The following is a 13,778-nucleotide window of genomic DNA, read 5'->3' on the forward strand; positions in this document are numbered from 1 at the left end:
ATGGAACGATTGATCTCTCCTGCTGGTCTGGCCCGTTGTGTGCCGTTTTTCCTCTTCATGGCCTTGCTGGCCTTGCGGGGGCAATTGCCCGCCGATGGCTCGGGCTTCATCGATCCGCGCTGGGTCTATGGCCTGTCGGTGCTGGTGGTCAGCGGCTCGCTGCTGTGGTTCTGGCGTCGGTACGGTGAACTGGCTCGGGGCCTGGGGCTGAGCTGGCAGGAGTGGTTGCTGTCCATCGCTGTGGGGGTGGTGGTCTACCTGTTGTGGGTCCGGCTGGACCATCCCTGGATGATGCTGGGCGAAGCCACGGCGAGCTTCAAACCGGTCGATGCCGAAGGGCAACTGATCTGGTCTCTGGTGATCGTGCGCTGGATAGGCGCGGCCCTGATGGTGCCGGTGATGGAGGAACTCTTCTGGCGTTCCTTCCTGATGCGCTGGGTGGACAACCCCGACTTTGAACAAGTCGACCCGCGTCGCACCACCCTCAAGGCGGTGGTGTTGTCCACCGTGGTGTTCATGCTGGCCCACACCCAGTGGCTGGCCGCCATCGTGGCCGGTCTGGCCTATGCTTGGCTGTATCGCCGCACCGGCAAGCTCTGGGCACCCATCGTGGCCCATGCGGTCACCAACGGGGTGCTGGGCATCTGGGTCGTGATCTGGGGCAACTGGCAGTTCTGGTGATCAGCGGGGGCGGCCTGGCGTGGCCGCCATCAGGGCCCGCAGGGCCAGGGCGGTGACCAGGCCGTTGCTCAGGTGCCAGCCAGCATGGGTGCCCAGCGGCCACCAGGGGCAGACCAGCAGATCGATCTGGCGCAAGCCCAGGGCCAGCGTGAACAGGGCGGTGCAGCCCCACATCCAGGCGCGCATGGCCAGGCCGGTCGATGCCATCCGCGGCGTGAAGACGGTGGTCAGGGCAATGGCCAGCCAGGTGCTGATGTACCAGGCCACTTCCGTGCGCATCCAGGTGGCGGGCACCTGCATCAGGGCGATGGTGCCCACCCCGATGAAACTGCCTGCGATGGGTGCGGCCAGCCAGGCGCGTCGCCAGGGCCAGCCCAGCACGCGCTGCGTCCAGGTGGCGGCAAAGCCCAGCAGGAAGACCAGGATGCTGATCGAGTCCAGCCAGGCAGCCCAGCGTTGGCCTACGGTGTGAAAGGCGAAGCTGCACACGCCGATGGAGGCCATGGACAGGGTCAGCCAGTGCAGGTCACGGGCATGGAGGCCCCGCTGATGCAGCGCACGCCTGGCCCACAGCGCCGCGGCGATGAAGGCCAGATTGCTCAGCGCGTTGACCGGTTCGGACCAGAAGCTGGCGTCCAGGCGCTCGCAGTACAGATCGATGGCTGCGAGAAAGTAGCTGCCCAGGTCCATGGTGTGCTGCGGCTCGGCGTGTTCAGATGCCGCGCGCGCGGTCGGCCGCGAACTGCTGCTGATACGCCGCAAAGCGGCCTTCGTCCAGAGCGTCGCGGATCTCCTGCATCAGGTTGAGGTAGTAGTGCAGGTTGTGGATGGTGGTGAGCATGGGGCCCAGCATCTCGCCGCAGCGGTCCAGGTGGTGCAGGTAAGCGCGGCTGAAGTTCTGGCAGGTGTGGCAGGCGCAGGTCTCGTCGATGGGGCGCTCATCGGCCTTGTAGCGGCTGTTGCGCAGGCGCAGGTCGCCAAAGCGGGTGAAGAGGTGGCCATTGCGTGCGTTGCGTGTGGGCATGACGCAGTCGAACATGTCCACCCCGGTGGCCACGCCGGCCACCAGGTCCTCCGGGGTGCCCACGCCCATCAGGTAACGCGGTTTGTGGGCTGGCAGCTTGGGGGTGATGTGGTTCATCACTCGCAGCATCTCGTCCTTGGGCTCCCCCACGCTGACCCCGCCGATGGCATAGCCCGGCAGGTTCAGATCGACCAGGCCGGCTAGCGATTCTTCACGCAGGTGGGGGAACATGCCCCCTTGCACGATGCCGAACAGGGCATTGGGGTTTTGCAGCTTGTCGAACTCGGTGATGCAGCGCTTGGCCCAGCGCAGGCTGAGCTCCATCGACAGGCGGGCTTCCTTCTCGGTGGTGATGTGGCCCAGGGACTTGTCGCCCTTCCAGTAGGGTGTGCACTCATCGAACTGCATGACGATGTCCGAGTTCAGGATGGTCTGGATCTGCATGCTGATCTCGGGCGTCAGGAAGAGCTTGTCGCCATTGACCGGCGAGGCAAAGCGCACGCCCTCTTCGCTGATCTTGCGCATGTCACCCAGCGACCAGACCTGAAAGCCTCCCGAGTCCGTGAGAATGGGTTTGTTCCAGGACTCGAATTTGTGCAGGCCACCGAACTGCTTCATGATGTCCAGCCCGGGGCGCATCCACAGGTGGAAGGTGTTGCCCAGGATGATCTGCGCGCCCATCTCTTCGAGCGAGCGGGGCATCACGCCCTTGACCGTGCCATAGGTGCCCACGGGCATGAAGATGGGGGTCTGGACCACGCCGTGGTTGAGGGTCAGGCGGCCGCGACGGGCTTCGCCTTCGGTCTTGATGAGATCGAACGTGAGCATGGTGGTGGTCTTCAGTGAGCCAGTGAGGCGTGGTCCCGGGATTTCAGCAGGGCCAGCAGTTGTTCGAGCAGGCGCTCGCTGCGGAAAGGCTTGGACATCAGGTGCAGACCCGAGCTGTTCATGCGGGCGATTTCGGTGGGGTCGGTGTCGCCCGAGATGATGAGCGGGGCGGCGTGATGTCCGTGCATATTGAGCTGGGTGTTGACCGACTGGCTCAGCACGACACCGTCCATGCCGGGCAGGCGGTAGTCGCTGATGAGGATGTCGGGCAGGCGGTCTTGCTGGTGCGGGCCGATCAGCAGGGGCAGCTCACCCATCAGTGATTCACCATCGTGCCACACACGGGTGTGCGCGCCCCAGCTTTGCAGCAGCTCGGTCAGGGCGCGGCGCAGCAGCAAGTCGTCTTCCACCACCCAGATCGAGCGGTTCTTGAGCGGTTGGGTGGGCGAGACCAGCACCGAGGGCTTGGGTGCGGTGGTGTGGTGCAGTGGCAGTTCGATGGTGAACACCGAACCCTTGCCGGGTTTGGAGCGCACGCTGATCTGCTCACCCAGCACGCTGGCGGTGCGGCGCACGATGGCCAGGCCCAGACCGATGCCCCGGCTGCGGTCCCGCGCGGTGTTGCCTACTTGATAGAACTCTTCGAAGATGCGCTCCATCTGGTCCGCCGGGATGCCGATGCCGGTGTCCCAGATCTCGATGCGCAGGCGGCGCTTGCCCTTGCGTCGTGCCGCCACCAGCACCCCGCCGCGCTGGGTGTAGCGGATGGCGTTGGAGACCAGGTTGCGCAGCACACTGTGCAGCAACAGCGGGTCGGTCATGACCATCAGGTGGGCATTGGGGCCCGTGGGCAGGCGGAAGCGCAGGTCCAGCCCCTTGGCCTGGGCGGCACTTTGTTCGTGCACCCGCACGGCCTGGAAGACGTCGTGCAGAGATACGGGCTGGAACTGCGGCTGCACGGCGCCGGCATCCAGGCGTGAGATGTCCAGCAGGCCCACCAGCAGGGATTCCATGGAGGCCACGGCCTCGTCGAGCATGTTGGTCAGCTCGCGGGTCTCGCTGGACGTGCTGGGCTGCTGGCGCAGCAGACTCACCAGCAGGCCGATGGCCGCCGTGGGCTGGCGCAGGTCATGGCTGGCGGCGGCCAGAAAGCGCGTCTTGGACTGGTTGGCCGATTCGAGTGCGCGGGTGCGTTCGGCCACGCGCTCTTCCAGGGTCACGTTCATGCGCTCGGCCAGGTTCATGTTGTCCACGAAGTGGCGCATGAGGGTGAGCGCGTAACCCAGGAAGATCACCGGTGTGGAGTAAGGCGTCCAGTACAGATCGGTGACGGGCAGCAAGGGGGTCAGGAACAGATAGTCGTGGGTCACGCTCACGACGGTGGCCACCGGCCCCAGAGTCATGGCCACGGCCTCCTGCCAATGGCGGGTCAGTGCGGTGCGCACCACCTGGACCACCACCAGCAGGCCGCAGATGATCATCACGGGGTAGGCGATCAGGCGCAGCAGGTCCAGGTTGCTGGTGCCCAGGGTGCCCAGGGCCACCAATGGCAGGCCGAAGCCGATCAGGCGCAGGGGCCAGATCACGCGCTTGAGATCGACGTTGGCGTACGACAGGCCAAAGCACGACAGGTAATAGGTGGTGCCCGCCTGTGCGGCAAAGAAGAGCCAGTCCACCACGGGTGTGGGCCAACTCACCGTTTCCAGGAAGTACAGGGCGTTGCGGAAGCACATGATGACCATGAGCCCGCCGAAGTAGACAAAACGCTGGTCGCCCGGACGCGCACGCCAGGCCAGCAGCAGGAAGAGGGCCATGCCCGCGACGCTGAGGTTGACGATGCGCGGCACGTCCACGGTCCAGATCACCCAGCGATCGAAGTCGCTGCGCAGCTCGGTCAGGGGGCCGGCCACCAGGGGCGAGACCCCGGGCTTGCGATAGGGGCCCATGCGCACATCGATCGTGATCTCGTTGTGACCGGCCTTGAGCAGGCCGGCGGGCACTTCGATCAGGTAGGGCAGCGTGCTCATGCTGGTGATCTTGTGCCCGTCCATGTGGTGGGTGCTCAGCGGGATGCCGTTGACCGACACACGGTGATTGCCCGGCAGACGGTCCATGCGCAGGGCCCAGGGAATATCGGGTGCCGTGGGCAGAGCCAGATCGAAGCGGTAGCACCCATCCGCAGGCGCCTTCATGCCGATCTCGCGCCAGTCATCCGGCAGGGAGACAGACTGAGCCGGGCTCCGATGGCTGCAGACCCCCGATGCCAACTGTGCGCTGGCCAGGGTCCGAGGCTGCTGGCTGTCGGTGCCTTGGGCATGCGACAGGCGCGGCGACAGCAAGATCAGCCACAGGGCCGCCGCCAGCCACCCTGCCAGCCAGGCCGAGGGTGGGCGCGCGGGGCGATGGCGATGAAGTGAAGATCCCTGCATGTTTTTTTCGAGGACTCAGCGTTCCAGCAGCATGGCATCGCCATAGCTGAAGAAGCGGTACTGGTGTGCGATGGCGTGCTGGTAGAGCGCGCGGATGGGCTCGTAACCCGCAAAAGCGCTCACCAGCATCATCAAGGTGCTCTTGGGCAGGTGAAAGTTGGTGATCAGGACGTCCACGACCTTGAAGTCGAAGCCCGGGGTGATGAAGATGTCGGTATCCCTGCTGCCCGCCACCAGCGTTTGCCCCGGTGGGGCGTGCAGGGCGGCGGATTCGAGGGCCCGCAAGGTGGTCGTGCCCACGCTGACCACCCGCCCGCCGCGAGCACGGGTGCGTTCGATGGCCTCCAGGGTCGAGGTGGGCACCTCGAACCATTCGCTGTGCATCTTGTGTTCGGACAGATCGTCCGTGCGCACCGGTTGAAAGGTCCCGGCGCCCACGTGGAGGGTCACTTCGGCACGTTCGATGCCGCGCTCGGCCAATTGGTCCAGCAGGGCCTGGTCGAAGTGCAGGGCCGCCGTGGGGGCAGCCACCGCGCCGGGGCGCTGGGCGAACACCGTCTGGTAGCGGCGCTCGTCGTCGGCGGTGTCGGCGTGGGTGATGTAGGGCGGCAGGGGCACATGGCCATGGGCCTGCAGCAAGGTCAGCGGGTCGCCGTGGAAGCGCAGGTGAAAGAGCCCGCCGTCCGGTCCGCATCGGCCCAGCACATCGGCATCGAAGGCATCGGCAAAACGCACCTGGGTGCCCGGGCGGGGCGACTTGCTGGCACGCAGATGGGCCCACACCTCCTGGCCGGGCAGCACCCGCTCGATCAGGGCCTCCACGGCGCCACCCGTGGCCTTGGCGCCGTACAGGCGGGCCTTGATCACCTTGGTGTTGTTGAAGACCAGCAGGTCGCCGCTGCGCAGCAGTTGCGGCAGGTCCCGGAAGATGCGGTCGACAGGGGGCAGGGTGCGGCCATCGAGCAGGCGCGAGGCGGTGCGTTCGCTGGCCGGAGACTGGGCAATGAGCGCTTCGGGCAGATCGAAGTCGAAGTCGCTCAGTGTGAAGGGGCGCCCCAGGGGGGCTGTGGTGGTGTCGACCATGTCATTGAGGGGCGGACGGGCCCCGTGCCAATTTCAAAGGCGAGATTGTCCACCACAACCGCGCGGTGCAGCGCGCCGAATGCTCAGAAGGCTCAGCGGCCGGAGAGCGCGCAAGGCGCGCGGAACCGGCGTGGCAGATCCACCCCGGTCAGGCAGGCCGATGCCGTCTCGTTTCGTGCCAGGTCGTTGAGCAGGCGTGCCGCCACGGCGGTGTCGGCGAAATCCGAGAACACCCCGTCGATGCCCAGACGGAAGAACTGCTGGTACTCGTTGAGAGGGTTGCCGGCGTAGTCGCTGGGCAGGCGTCGTTGCTCATTGCGGAAGGTCCAGGTGTGCACCAGCAGGCCTGCCCGGTGTGCCCGGTTGATCAGATCACCCGCTGGCGCCAGCTTGAGTTTGGCCTCGCCGGGGCCAGTGCCTTCGGGGTGGCTCACGGTGCTGACGATGTAGCGCTTCCAGGGGCCGATGCCGTCGGCATAGCTGGCCACCTCGGCCAGGCCTTCGTCCGTGGTCAACCAGGCAAAGGTGCGGGTCTGCAATTCGGGGCGGCCGGAGGCCGTCCAGTCGTAAGGGCGGTCATAGGGGGCCGTGAAGTCCAGTGTGCCATCGGCATTCACATCGTTGGCATCCACCAGTTGCACCAGCTTGACGGGGGTCATCTGGCGCAGCTGCTTGAGATTGGCCTGCTCGAACGACTGGATGAACACGGGGGCGTGGCGGTGGTTCCAGCCCGCGCGCTGCAGGGCCTTGACCAGGCGCCCCTCCAGGGGCAGGCCCAGAGCCTGGTGGTAGGTCGGGTGCTTGGTCTCGGGGTAGATGCCGATGGTGCGGCCCTTCTCGCGGGACTTGCGCTGCACCAGCTCGATCACCTCGTCCAGGGTGGGGATCTCGAAGCGATCGTTGAACTGTTGTGAGCGCTCGCCCATGGATTGCCGGGCGCGCAGGGTTTTGAGTTCAGCCAGGGTGAAGTCGCTCACGAAAAAGCCGTCCTCGCTGGCCCCGTCGACCACGGCCGCGCGTCGGCGCGAGGCGAACTCGGGGCGGTCAGCCACATCCGTCGTGTGGAGGATGTTGGGTTCGTGACGAGCCACCAGGTGGCCATCCCGGGTGGCCACCAGATCGGGCTCAACGAAGTCGGCGCCCATCTCGATGGCCAGGGCATAGGCCTCCAGCGTGTGTTCGGGCAGGTAGCCCGATGCCCCACGGTGAGCAATGATCAGCGGGCGCTGGCCATGCAGGGTCGAGACCACGGTGGCGCCGCTGTCCGGCTGGGCCAGGACGGGGCCGCTCAGAAGGGCGGCGCAGAGCGTGGCGCCTGCGGTGACGGCATGGATCAGCGAGAGGGCGGTGCGTGACATGGTGTTTCAATCCCCACGATGGGTGTCGATGAAGCGAGACGTTAAGAGCGGCGCGTGACGTCGATGTGACGCGGACGGGGCAAACGGATCAGGCGCAGGCACAATCTGGATCCATCACCCTCCATCGATTCACGACGCGCCGTGCCTGACGCTCCCAAGAACGCCCTGTCCGGTCCTGCCAAGGCCATGCAGAAGCTCGGGCTTGTGCGTGACATCGACCTGGCTCTGCACCTGCCCCTGCGCTACGAGGACGAGACCCGCATCGTGCGGATGATGGACCTGCGCGATGGGGAGGTGGCCCAGGTGGAGGGCGTGGTGCGCGAGTGCCGCATCGACCAGCGCCAGCGGCGCCAACTGATCATCAAGCTCGACGATGGCTCGGGCGTGCTGCTGCTGCGCTTCCTGAACTTCTACGGCAGCCAGCAGAAGGCCTGGGGCGAGGGGGTGCGCCTGCGTGTGCGCGGCGAGTCGCGCCATGGCTTCTGGGGCCGCGAGATGGTCCACCCCACCGTGAAGGTCGTGCAGGACGACACCCCGCTGGCGGCGGCGCTCACACCGGTCTACCCCAGTGCGGCGGGCTTGCCGCAGGCCTACCTGCGCAAGGCCGTGGCCTCGGCGCTTCAGCGCGCGCCCCTGCAGGAGATCCTGCCCGAGGGGCTGTTGCCCGGGCGCTGGCCGTCCTTGCGCGAATCGCTCCACTTCTTGCATCACCCGCATCCCGAGGCGTCGGTGACGGCCCTGGAAGACCACAGCCATCCGGCCTGGCAGCGCCTGAAGTTCGAAGAGCTGCTGGCGCAGCAGACCTCGCAGATGCAGGCCCGCCTGGAACGCGCGCATCTGCGGGCGCCTGCGCTGCAGTCCCGCGAGGGCGGTCTGCATGAGCAACTGCTGGCTGTTCTGCCCTTCACCCTGACCGAGGCGCAGCGCCGCGTGGTCGAGGAGATCGCCCTGGACCTGGCCCGCGCGGTGCCCATGCACCGCCTGCTGCAGGGGGATGTGGGCTCTGGCAAGACCGTGGTGGCGGCACTGGCGGCCGCCGTGGCCATCGATGCGGGCTGGCAATGCGCCCTGATGGCTCCCACCGAGATCCTGGCCGAGCAGCATTTCCGCAAGCTGGTGGGCTGGCTGGAGCCCCTGGGCATCCAGGTGGCCTGGCTCACGGGCAGCCTCAAGTCCAAGGTCAAGCGCGAGCAGATGGCGGCCGTGGCCAGCGGGCAGGCTCAACTGGTGGTGGGCACGCATGCCGTCATCCAGGACCAGGTCAGCTTTGCAAGGCTGGGGCTGGCCCTGATCGACGAGCAGCACCGCTTTGGTGTGGCCCAGCGCCTGCAGTTGCGCAGCAAGCTGGAAAGCCAGGATCTGGAGCCTCACCTCCTGATGATGAGCGCCACGCCCATCCCGCGCACCCTGGCCATGACCTTTCTGGCCGACCTGGATGTGAGCACCATCGACGAGCTGCCGCCGGGCCGCACGCCCATCGTCACCAAGGTGTTTGCCGACAGCCGACGTCCCGACGTGATCGAGCGCATCCGCGATGAGGTCCTCAAAGGCCGCCAGGTCTACTGGGTCTGCCCGCTGATCGACGAGACCGAGGCTTCCGATGAGCAGGCCGACGCCAAGGCGGGGCGTGCCACGCAGAGCCGCCCGCCGCTGGACCTCAGCAACGTGACCCAGACCCATGAAGAGCTCAGCGAGGCGCTGGTGGGCCATGGCGTGGGCCTGCTGCATGGTCGGCTCCCCGCCGCCGAGAAGGCCGAGGTGATGGCACGCTTTGCACAGGGCGAGCTCAAGGTGCTGGTGGCCACCACCGTGATCGAGGTCGGCGTGGACGTGCCCAATGCCAGCCTGATGGTCATTGAGCATGCCGAGCGCTTTGGCCTGAGCCAACTGCATCAGTTGCGCGGTCGGGTCGGGCGTGGCTCAGTGGCCAGCGTGTGCGTGCTGCTCTACAGCAGCCCCCTGTCGGATTCAGGCAAGGCACGCCTGAAGGCCATGGCCGAGACCACCGATGGTTTCGAGATCGCGCGCCGTGATCTGGAGATCCGCGGGCCGGGAGAGTTCATGGGGGCGCGGCAGTCCGGTGCGGCCCTGCTGCGCTTTGCCGATTTCGCGCAGGACCAGGCGCTGGTGCAGCAGGCCCAGGCCGCCGCGCGCACCCTGCTGGAGCGGCACCCCGAGGCCGCCCGCCAGCACATCGCCCGCTGGCTGGGCGGCAAGGCAGCGTACTTGAAGGCTTAAGATTCCGCCATGACCCTGACCGAACTCCGATACATCGTTGCCGTGGCCCGGGAGCGGCACTTTGGCCGTGCCGCCGAGGCTTGCTTCGTCTCCCAGCCAACCCTGTCCGTGGCCGTCAAGAAGCTTGAAGACGAACTGGACGTCAAGCTCTTCGAGCGTGGCAGCGGCGAGATCGGCGTCACACCGCTGGGCGAGGAAATCGTGCGTCAGGCCCAGGCGGTGCTGGAGCAGGCCCATGCCATCAAGGAGATCGCCAAGCGCGGCAAGGACCCGCTGGCCGGCGCCTTGCGCCTGGGCGTGATCTACACCATCGGGCCCTATCTGCTGCCCGATCTGGTGCGCAACACCATCGAGCATGTGCCCCAGATGCCCCTGATCCTGCAGGAGAACTTCACGGTCAAGCTGCTGGAGATGTTGCGTGCCGGCGAGCTCGATTGCGCCATCCTGGCCGAGCCTTTCGTCGATGGCGGGCTGGCCGTGGCCCCTCTGTACGACGAGCCCTTCATGGTTGCCGTGCCCCGCGCGCATCCCCTGGCCGAGCGCAGATCCATCAGCGCCGAGGAACTCAAGCGCGAAACCATGCTGCTGCTGGGCGCGGGCCACTGTTTCCGCGACCATGTGCTGGAGGTCTGCCCCGAGTTCGCCCGTTTTTCGAGCGATGCCGAGGGCATCCGCAAGAGCTTCGAGGGCTCCTCGCTGGAGACCATCAAGTACATGGTGGCCGCCGGCATGGGCGTGACCGTGGTGCCGCAGTTGAGCGTGCCCAAGGAGCCTCAGGCCCACCTGGTCTACATCCCCTTCGAGGTGCCGGTGCCCACGCGGCGCGTGGTGCTGGCCTGGCGACGCAGCTTCACGCGCTACGAGGCCATCGCTGCCCTGCGCAACGCCATCTATGCCTGCCCCCTGGAGGGAGTCACGCGTCTGACGTCGGTGTAGACGGTGTAGAGCCTGCTGCCTGAGGCTCTTCAAAGCATTCGATCACCGAGAAGTACAGCGAGGCATAAAAAGCCGCTGCCACCCACAGGCCGGCTGCCACCGCCGCCATGTTGACGATCAGAGGCTCGGGGATCACAGCGGCCAGCAATTGCAGCGGCAGGCCCACCAGCAGCAGCACGCCCGCCCAACTGACGCCGTAGACCGCGAAGGCACCCAGATTGCGCCAACTCGCGACGGCACTGAAGAACAGGGCCTTGCCGACCGGCACGCGAGCCCAGTGCAGCAGGGCAGGGGTGTGCCAGAACAGCAGGGACACCGGCAGGGTCAGGCCCACGCGCCACAGCACGCTGGACAAGACCACATCGCTGTCGAGCACGTTGGCGCCCTGTTCTGCGGCCTCGATGGCTTTGCCCAGGTCTTCCATGCTGGGCCCCAGGGTTTCGGCCAGCACCATGACGACGATGGTGGCGCCGGCATACAGCGCCCCCAGGCGCAGCCACGCGCCTCGCTGGGCCGGGTCTCTCAAGGGATCGATCAGCAAGCCGGGCGTGATGCGCTCACCACTCAGGGCCACTCGGGTGGCCTGCATGAAGGCCATCCAGACCAAAGGCATGGCCATGACCACGACGATCGCGCCAATGATGGGCAGGGCCATCAGCACCATGGCGCCTGTGATGAACAGACCCAGCAGACTGACAAAACCCAGGGGTTGCTTGAGGCACAGCTGCACGCCTGACTTCATCCAGTGAAAGCCCTGGGTGGCCGGAACGACCCTGAGCTTCATACGCCGCTGACCTGAGTGTTGTCGCGGCGATAGCGCCACGGTTGCTGACGACGCGAGTGAAGCACCCGCTCGAAGTGGGTGGGATCGTGCGGCTGCAGCATGGCGGCATCGCGGGGCAGGTGGAAGTCCCACAGACGCGAGGTCCAGAAGCGCAGGGCCGCAGCGCGCAGGGCATCGGGCAAGGCCGCGATCTCGTCCGCGCTCAGGGGTCGCTCTGCATCGTAGGCCGCGACAAAAGCCTGGGCTCGCGCTTCATCGAGCGCGCCCGTGGACAGATCGATGCACCAGTCATTGAGACACACTGCGATGTCGAAGACGAAGGTGTCGCAACCGGCAAAGTAGAAGTCGAAGAAGCCCGACAAGCGATCGCCATCGAACATGACGTTGTCGCGGAACAGGTCGGCGTGGATCGGGCCACGGGGCAGCGCCTGCCACATGGGTGTGGCGGCCAGGGCCTGCTGGTGATGCAATTCGTCGGTGATCATCTGCTGTTGTGCCCCCCCCAGGTAGGGGGTGACCACGGGGACGGTGTCGATCCACCAGCTCAGCCCCCGCAGATTGGGTTGTTGCAAGGGGTAGTCTTGGCCGGCCAGATGCATGCGCGCCAGCATGGCGCCCACCTGACGGCAGGCGTTCACACCGGGGGCCATCTGGCTGCGGCCCTGGAGGCGGGTCACCACGGCGGCGGGCTTGCCTTGCAGGCTCAGCAGGATCTCGCCGTGCGCGTCTGGCTGGGGTGCAGGCACGGGAATGCCGCGTTGCGACAGGTGCTGCATGAGCTTGAGGTAGAACGGCAACTGCTCGAAGCCCAGGCGCTCGAACAGGGTCAGCACGTACTCGCCCCGGTCGGTCGAGACGAAGTAGTTGGTGTTCTCGATGCCCGAGGCAATGCCTTGAAGCGAGAGGAGGGTGCCCAGATCGAGGCGGGTCATCAGACCCTGAGCTTCGTCGGTGGTGACTTCAGTGAAAACGGCCATGATTGCGTGTAAACCCTCAGCGGATGCGGGCGTTCGAGGGTGTGATTGTAGGTTTCGCTGTGGCAGACTTCCCAGATTGTCGGCGACGGAACGTTGCCTGTGTGTTTTGACCTTTGCTTGCGGCCCTTCACCATGAACTCCCTTTCGCCCCGTTTTGGTTTCACTGTCAAACACTTGGCCTGTGCTGCTGTGGCTGCCGCAGGCTTGGGCGGGGCGCTGCCATCGTTTGCTGAAGACTTCATCAAGCCGGGGTCGGTGTATGGCATGGCGTCCCTGGGGTTGCTGGAAGCGGGATATGAGTGCCAGGGCGCGCCCATCTGTGAGCACACCCGTGTGGGCTCCAAGCTCTCGGGCGGGTATTACTTCACCCCCAATCTGGCGGCCGAAATCAGCTACTACTATCTGGGCAGCTTCCGTTCGGTGGAGGGGGGCGCAGTGCCTGCCGGCCAGCCCATTGAAACCCGTTTGCGTAATTCGGGAATGTCTTTCGGCATCAACTGGTCGAACGAACTCTTCCAGGTGCTGACCCAGCACATCCGCTTCGGTCTGGCCATCGTGCGTACCGATGGATACATCGTTCAGTCCACCGGTGCAGGTCAGACCATCGAGAACGTGCATGAATACACCACCAAGCCCTACCTGGGCCTGGGTCTGTCCTACCAGATGACCGAGCACATCCGCTTCTATCAGGGCTACGACATCCTGCGCAACAAGCGCAACCAGCACATCCACGTGCTGTCCATGGGGCTGGGCATCGAGAACTGATCCTGCGACATCCCCTGGGAGGGCGCCCGCATGCGTTTCAAGAACATCGCTGTGCTGTCAGGTGTCCTGTGCCTGGCGGCTTCGGGGGCCCATGCAGAAGGCTATGCAGGTGCTTTGCTCGAGTTGAGCAGCTACAACTCTGATGGCTTGTGTGCTCGCTACACAACCCAGTCCACGGCCAGCACCTGTGACAACCGCACCGCCGGTTTGAAGGTGTTCGCGGGCGTGGGTGGCGGTTCTGCTTCTGGTGTGGAAGCCGCCTACATCGATTTCGGCCGCACCCGGTCGACCGTGGATGGCCAGTCCCTTGATGTCCGTGTCTCGTCCTTTGTGGTGGCCGGTGTGCTCCGCGCATCGCCCCTGCCCAGTCTGTCCGTGAATGCGAAACTGGGCGTGGCGGCCAGCAAGGCCACGGCCAAGAACCTGGGCAATTCAGTTTCCAGGGCTCATCCCTCGCTGTATCTGGGCTTGGGGGTGGACTGCGAGATCGTCAAGAACGTCAAGGCGGTGGGCTCCATCGATTTCGTGCGTGCCAAGCTCGATGGTGAGCGTTTTGGTGTCGTCGGGTTCGGCCTGGGAGCCCAGGTGGGTTTCTGAGCCACTGATCGATTATTTCGGCGCTCCTGAGCGCGCGGCCGTGCCACCCTTGAGGTGGCACGAGCGTTTCCAGACCTC

Annotated in this window: 12 protein-coding genes; 5 read left to right on the top strand and 7 right to left on the bottom strand. The window is 65.8% G+C overall.

What is annotated here, in order from left to right:
• Nucleotides 1-681, top strand: a complete 681-nt coding sequence (locus VFW84_RS06635) for a CAAX prenyl protease-related protein (protein WP_329679652.1) — start codon at nucleotides 1-3, stop codon at nucleotides 679-681.
• Here the strand turns inward: VFW84_RS06635 and VFW84_RS06640 are convergent, their stop codons facing one another.
• The 5 genes from VFW84_RS06640 to VFW84_RS06660 form a co-directional block, all read right to left on the bottom strand.
• Complete coding sequence (locus VFW84_RS06640) at nucleotides 682-1,371, bottom strand: ceramidase domain-containing protein (RefSeq protein WP_329679653.1); 690 nt, start codon at nucleotides 1,369-1,371, stop codon at nucleotides 682-684.
• A gap of 22 nt (nucleotides 1,372-1,393) precedes the next feature.
• Nucleotides 1,394-2,533: a tRNA guanosine(34) transglycosylase Tgt gene (gene tgt, locus VFW84_RS06645; protein ID WP_329679654.1), complete on the bottom strand. Its 1,140-nt coding sequence runs from the start codon at nucleotides 2,531-2,533 to the stop codon at nucleotides 1,394-1,396.
• Between the two features lie 11 nt (nucleotides 2,534-2,544).
• Nucleotides 2,545-4,962 (bottom strand): ATP-binding protein, encoded by a 2,418-nt coding sequence (locus VFW84_RS06650; RefSeq protein ID WP_329679655.1) that lies wholly within the window; start codon nucleotides 4,960-4,962, stop codon nucleotides 2,545-2,547.
• Between the two features lie 15 nt (nucleotides 4,963-4,977).
• Nucleotides 4,978-6,045, bottom strand: coding sequence for a tRNA preQ1(34) S-adenosylmethionine ribosyltransferase-isomerase QueA (queA, locus tag VFW84_RS06655; RefSeq protein ID WP_329679656.1), 1,068 nt, complete (start codon nucleotides 6,043-6,045; stop codon nucleotides 4,978-4,980).
• 92 nt (nucleotides 6,046-6,137) lie between these two features.
• Nucleotides 6,138-7,403 (bottom strand): glycerophosphodiester phosphodiesterase, encoded by a 1,266-nt coding sequence (locus VFW84_RS06660; RefSeq protein WP_329679657.1) that lies wholly within the window; start codon nucleotides 7,401-7,403, stop codon nucleotides 6,138-6,140.
• 186 nt (nucleotides 7,404-7,589) lie between these two features.
• On the opposite strand from VFW84_RS06660, the gene recG reads away from it, so the two are divergent.
• The gene (recG, locus tag VFW84_RS06665) at nucleotides 7,590-9,641 is read left to right on the top strand and encodes an ATP-dependent DNA helicase RecG (protein ID WP_414638916.1); all 2,052 of its coding nucleotides are present in this window, start codon (nucleotides 7,590-7,592) and stop codon (nucleotides 9,639-9,641) included.
• Nucleotides 9,642-9,650: 9 nt separating this feature from the next.
• Nucleotides 9,651-10,577: a LysR substrate-binding domain-containing protein gene (locus tag VFW84_RS06670; protein WP_329679659.1), complete on the top strand. Its 927-nt coding sequence runs from the start codon at nucleotides 9,651-9,653 to the stop codon at nucleotides 10,575-10,577.
• Here VFW84_RS06670 and VFW84_RS06675 read toward each other — a convergent pair.
• Nucleotides 10,555-11,361 carry a BPSS1780 family membrane protein gene (locus VFW84_RS06675; RefSeq protein ID WP_329679660.1) on the bottom strand — a complete coding sequence of 269 codons (807 nt, stop codon included), beginning with the start codon at nucleotides 11,359-11,361 and terminating at the stop codon, nucleotides 10,555-10,557. The genes VFW84_RS06670 and VFW84_RS06675 overlap by 23 nt on opposite strands.
• On the bottom strand, nucleotides 11,358-12,338 hold the full coding sequence (locus VFW84_RS06680; protein WP_329679661.1) for a homoserine kinase: 981 nt from the start codon (nucleotides 12,336-12,338) through the stop codon (nucleotides 11,358-11,360). The genes VFW84_RS06675 and VFW84_RS06680 overlap by 4 nt, the downstream gene beginning before the upstream one ends.
• Nucleotides 12,339-12,470: 132 nt before the next feature.
• On the opposite strand from VFW84_RS06680, the gene VFW84_RS06685 reads away from it, so the two are divergent.
• Both VFW84_RS06685 and VFW84_RS06690 read left to right on the top strand, forming a co-directional pair.
• Nucleotides 12,471-13,103 (top strand): outer membrane beta-barrel protein, encoded by a 633-nt coding sequence (locus VFW84_RS06685; RefSeq protein ID WP_329679662.1) that lies wholly within the window; start codon nucleotides 12,471-12,473, stop codon nucleotides 13,101-13,103.
• A gap of 30 nt (nucleotides 13,104-13,133) precedes the next feature.
• The gene (locus VFW84_RS06690; protein ID WP_329679663.1) at nucleotides 13,134-13,700 is read left to right on the top strand and encodes an outer membrane beta-barrel protein; all 567 of its coding nucleotides are present in this window, start codon (nucleotides 13,134-13,136) and stop codon (nucleotides 13,698-13,700) included.
• Nucleotides 13,701-13,778 lie beyond the last annotated feature (78 nt).

Source organism: Aquabacterium sp., from assembly GCF_036279655.1.
GTDB lineage: Bacteria > Pseudomonadota > Gammaproteobacteria > Burkholderiales > Burkholderiaceae_C > Aquabacterium.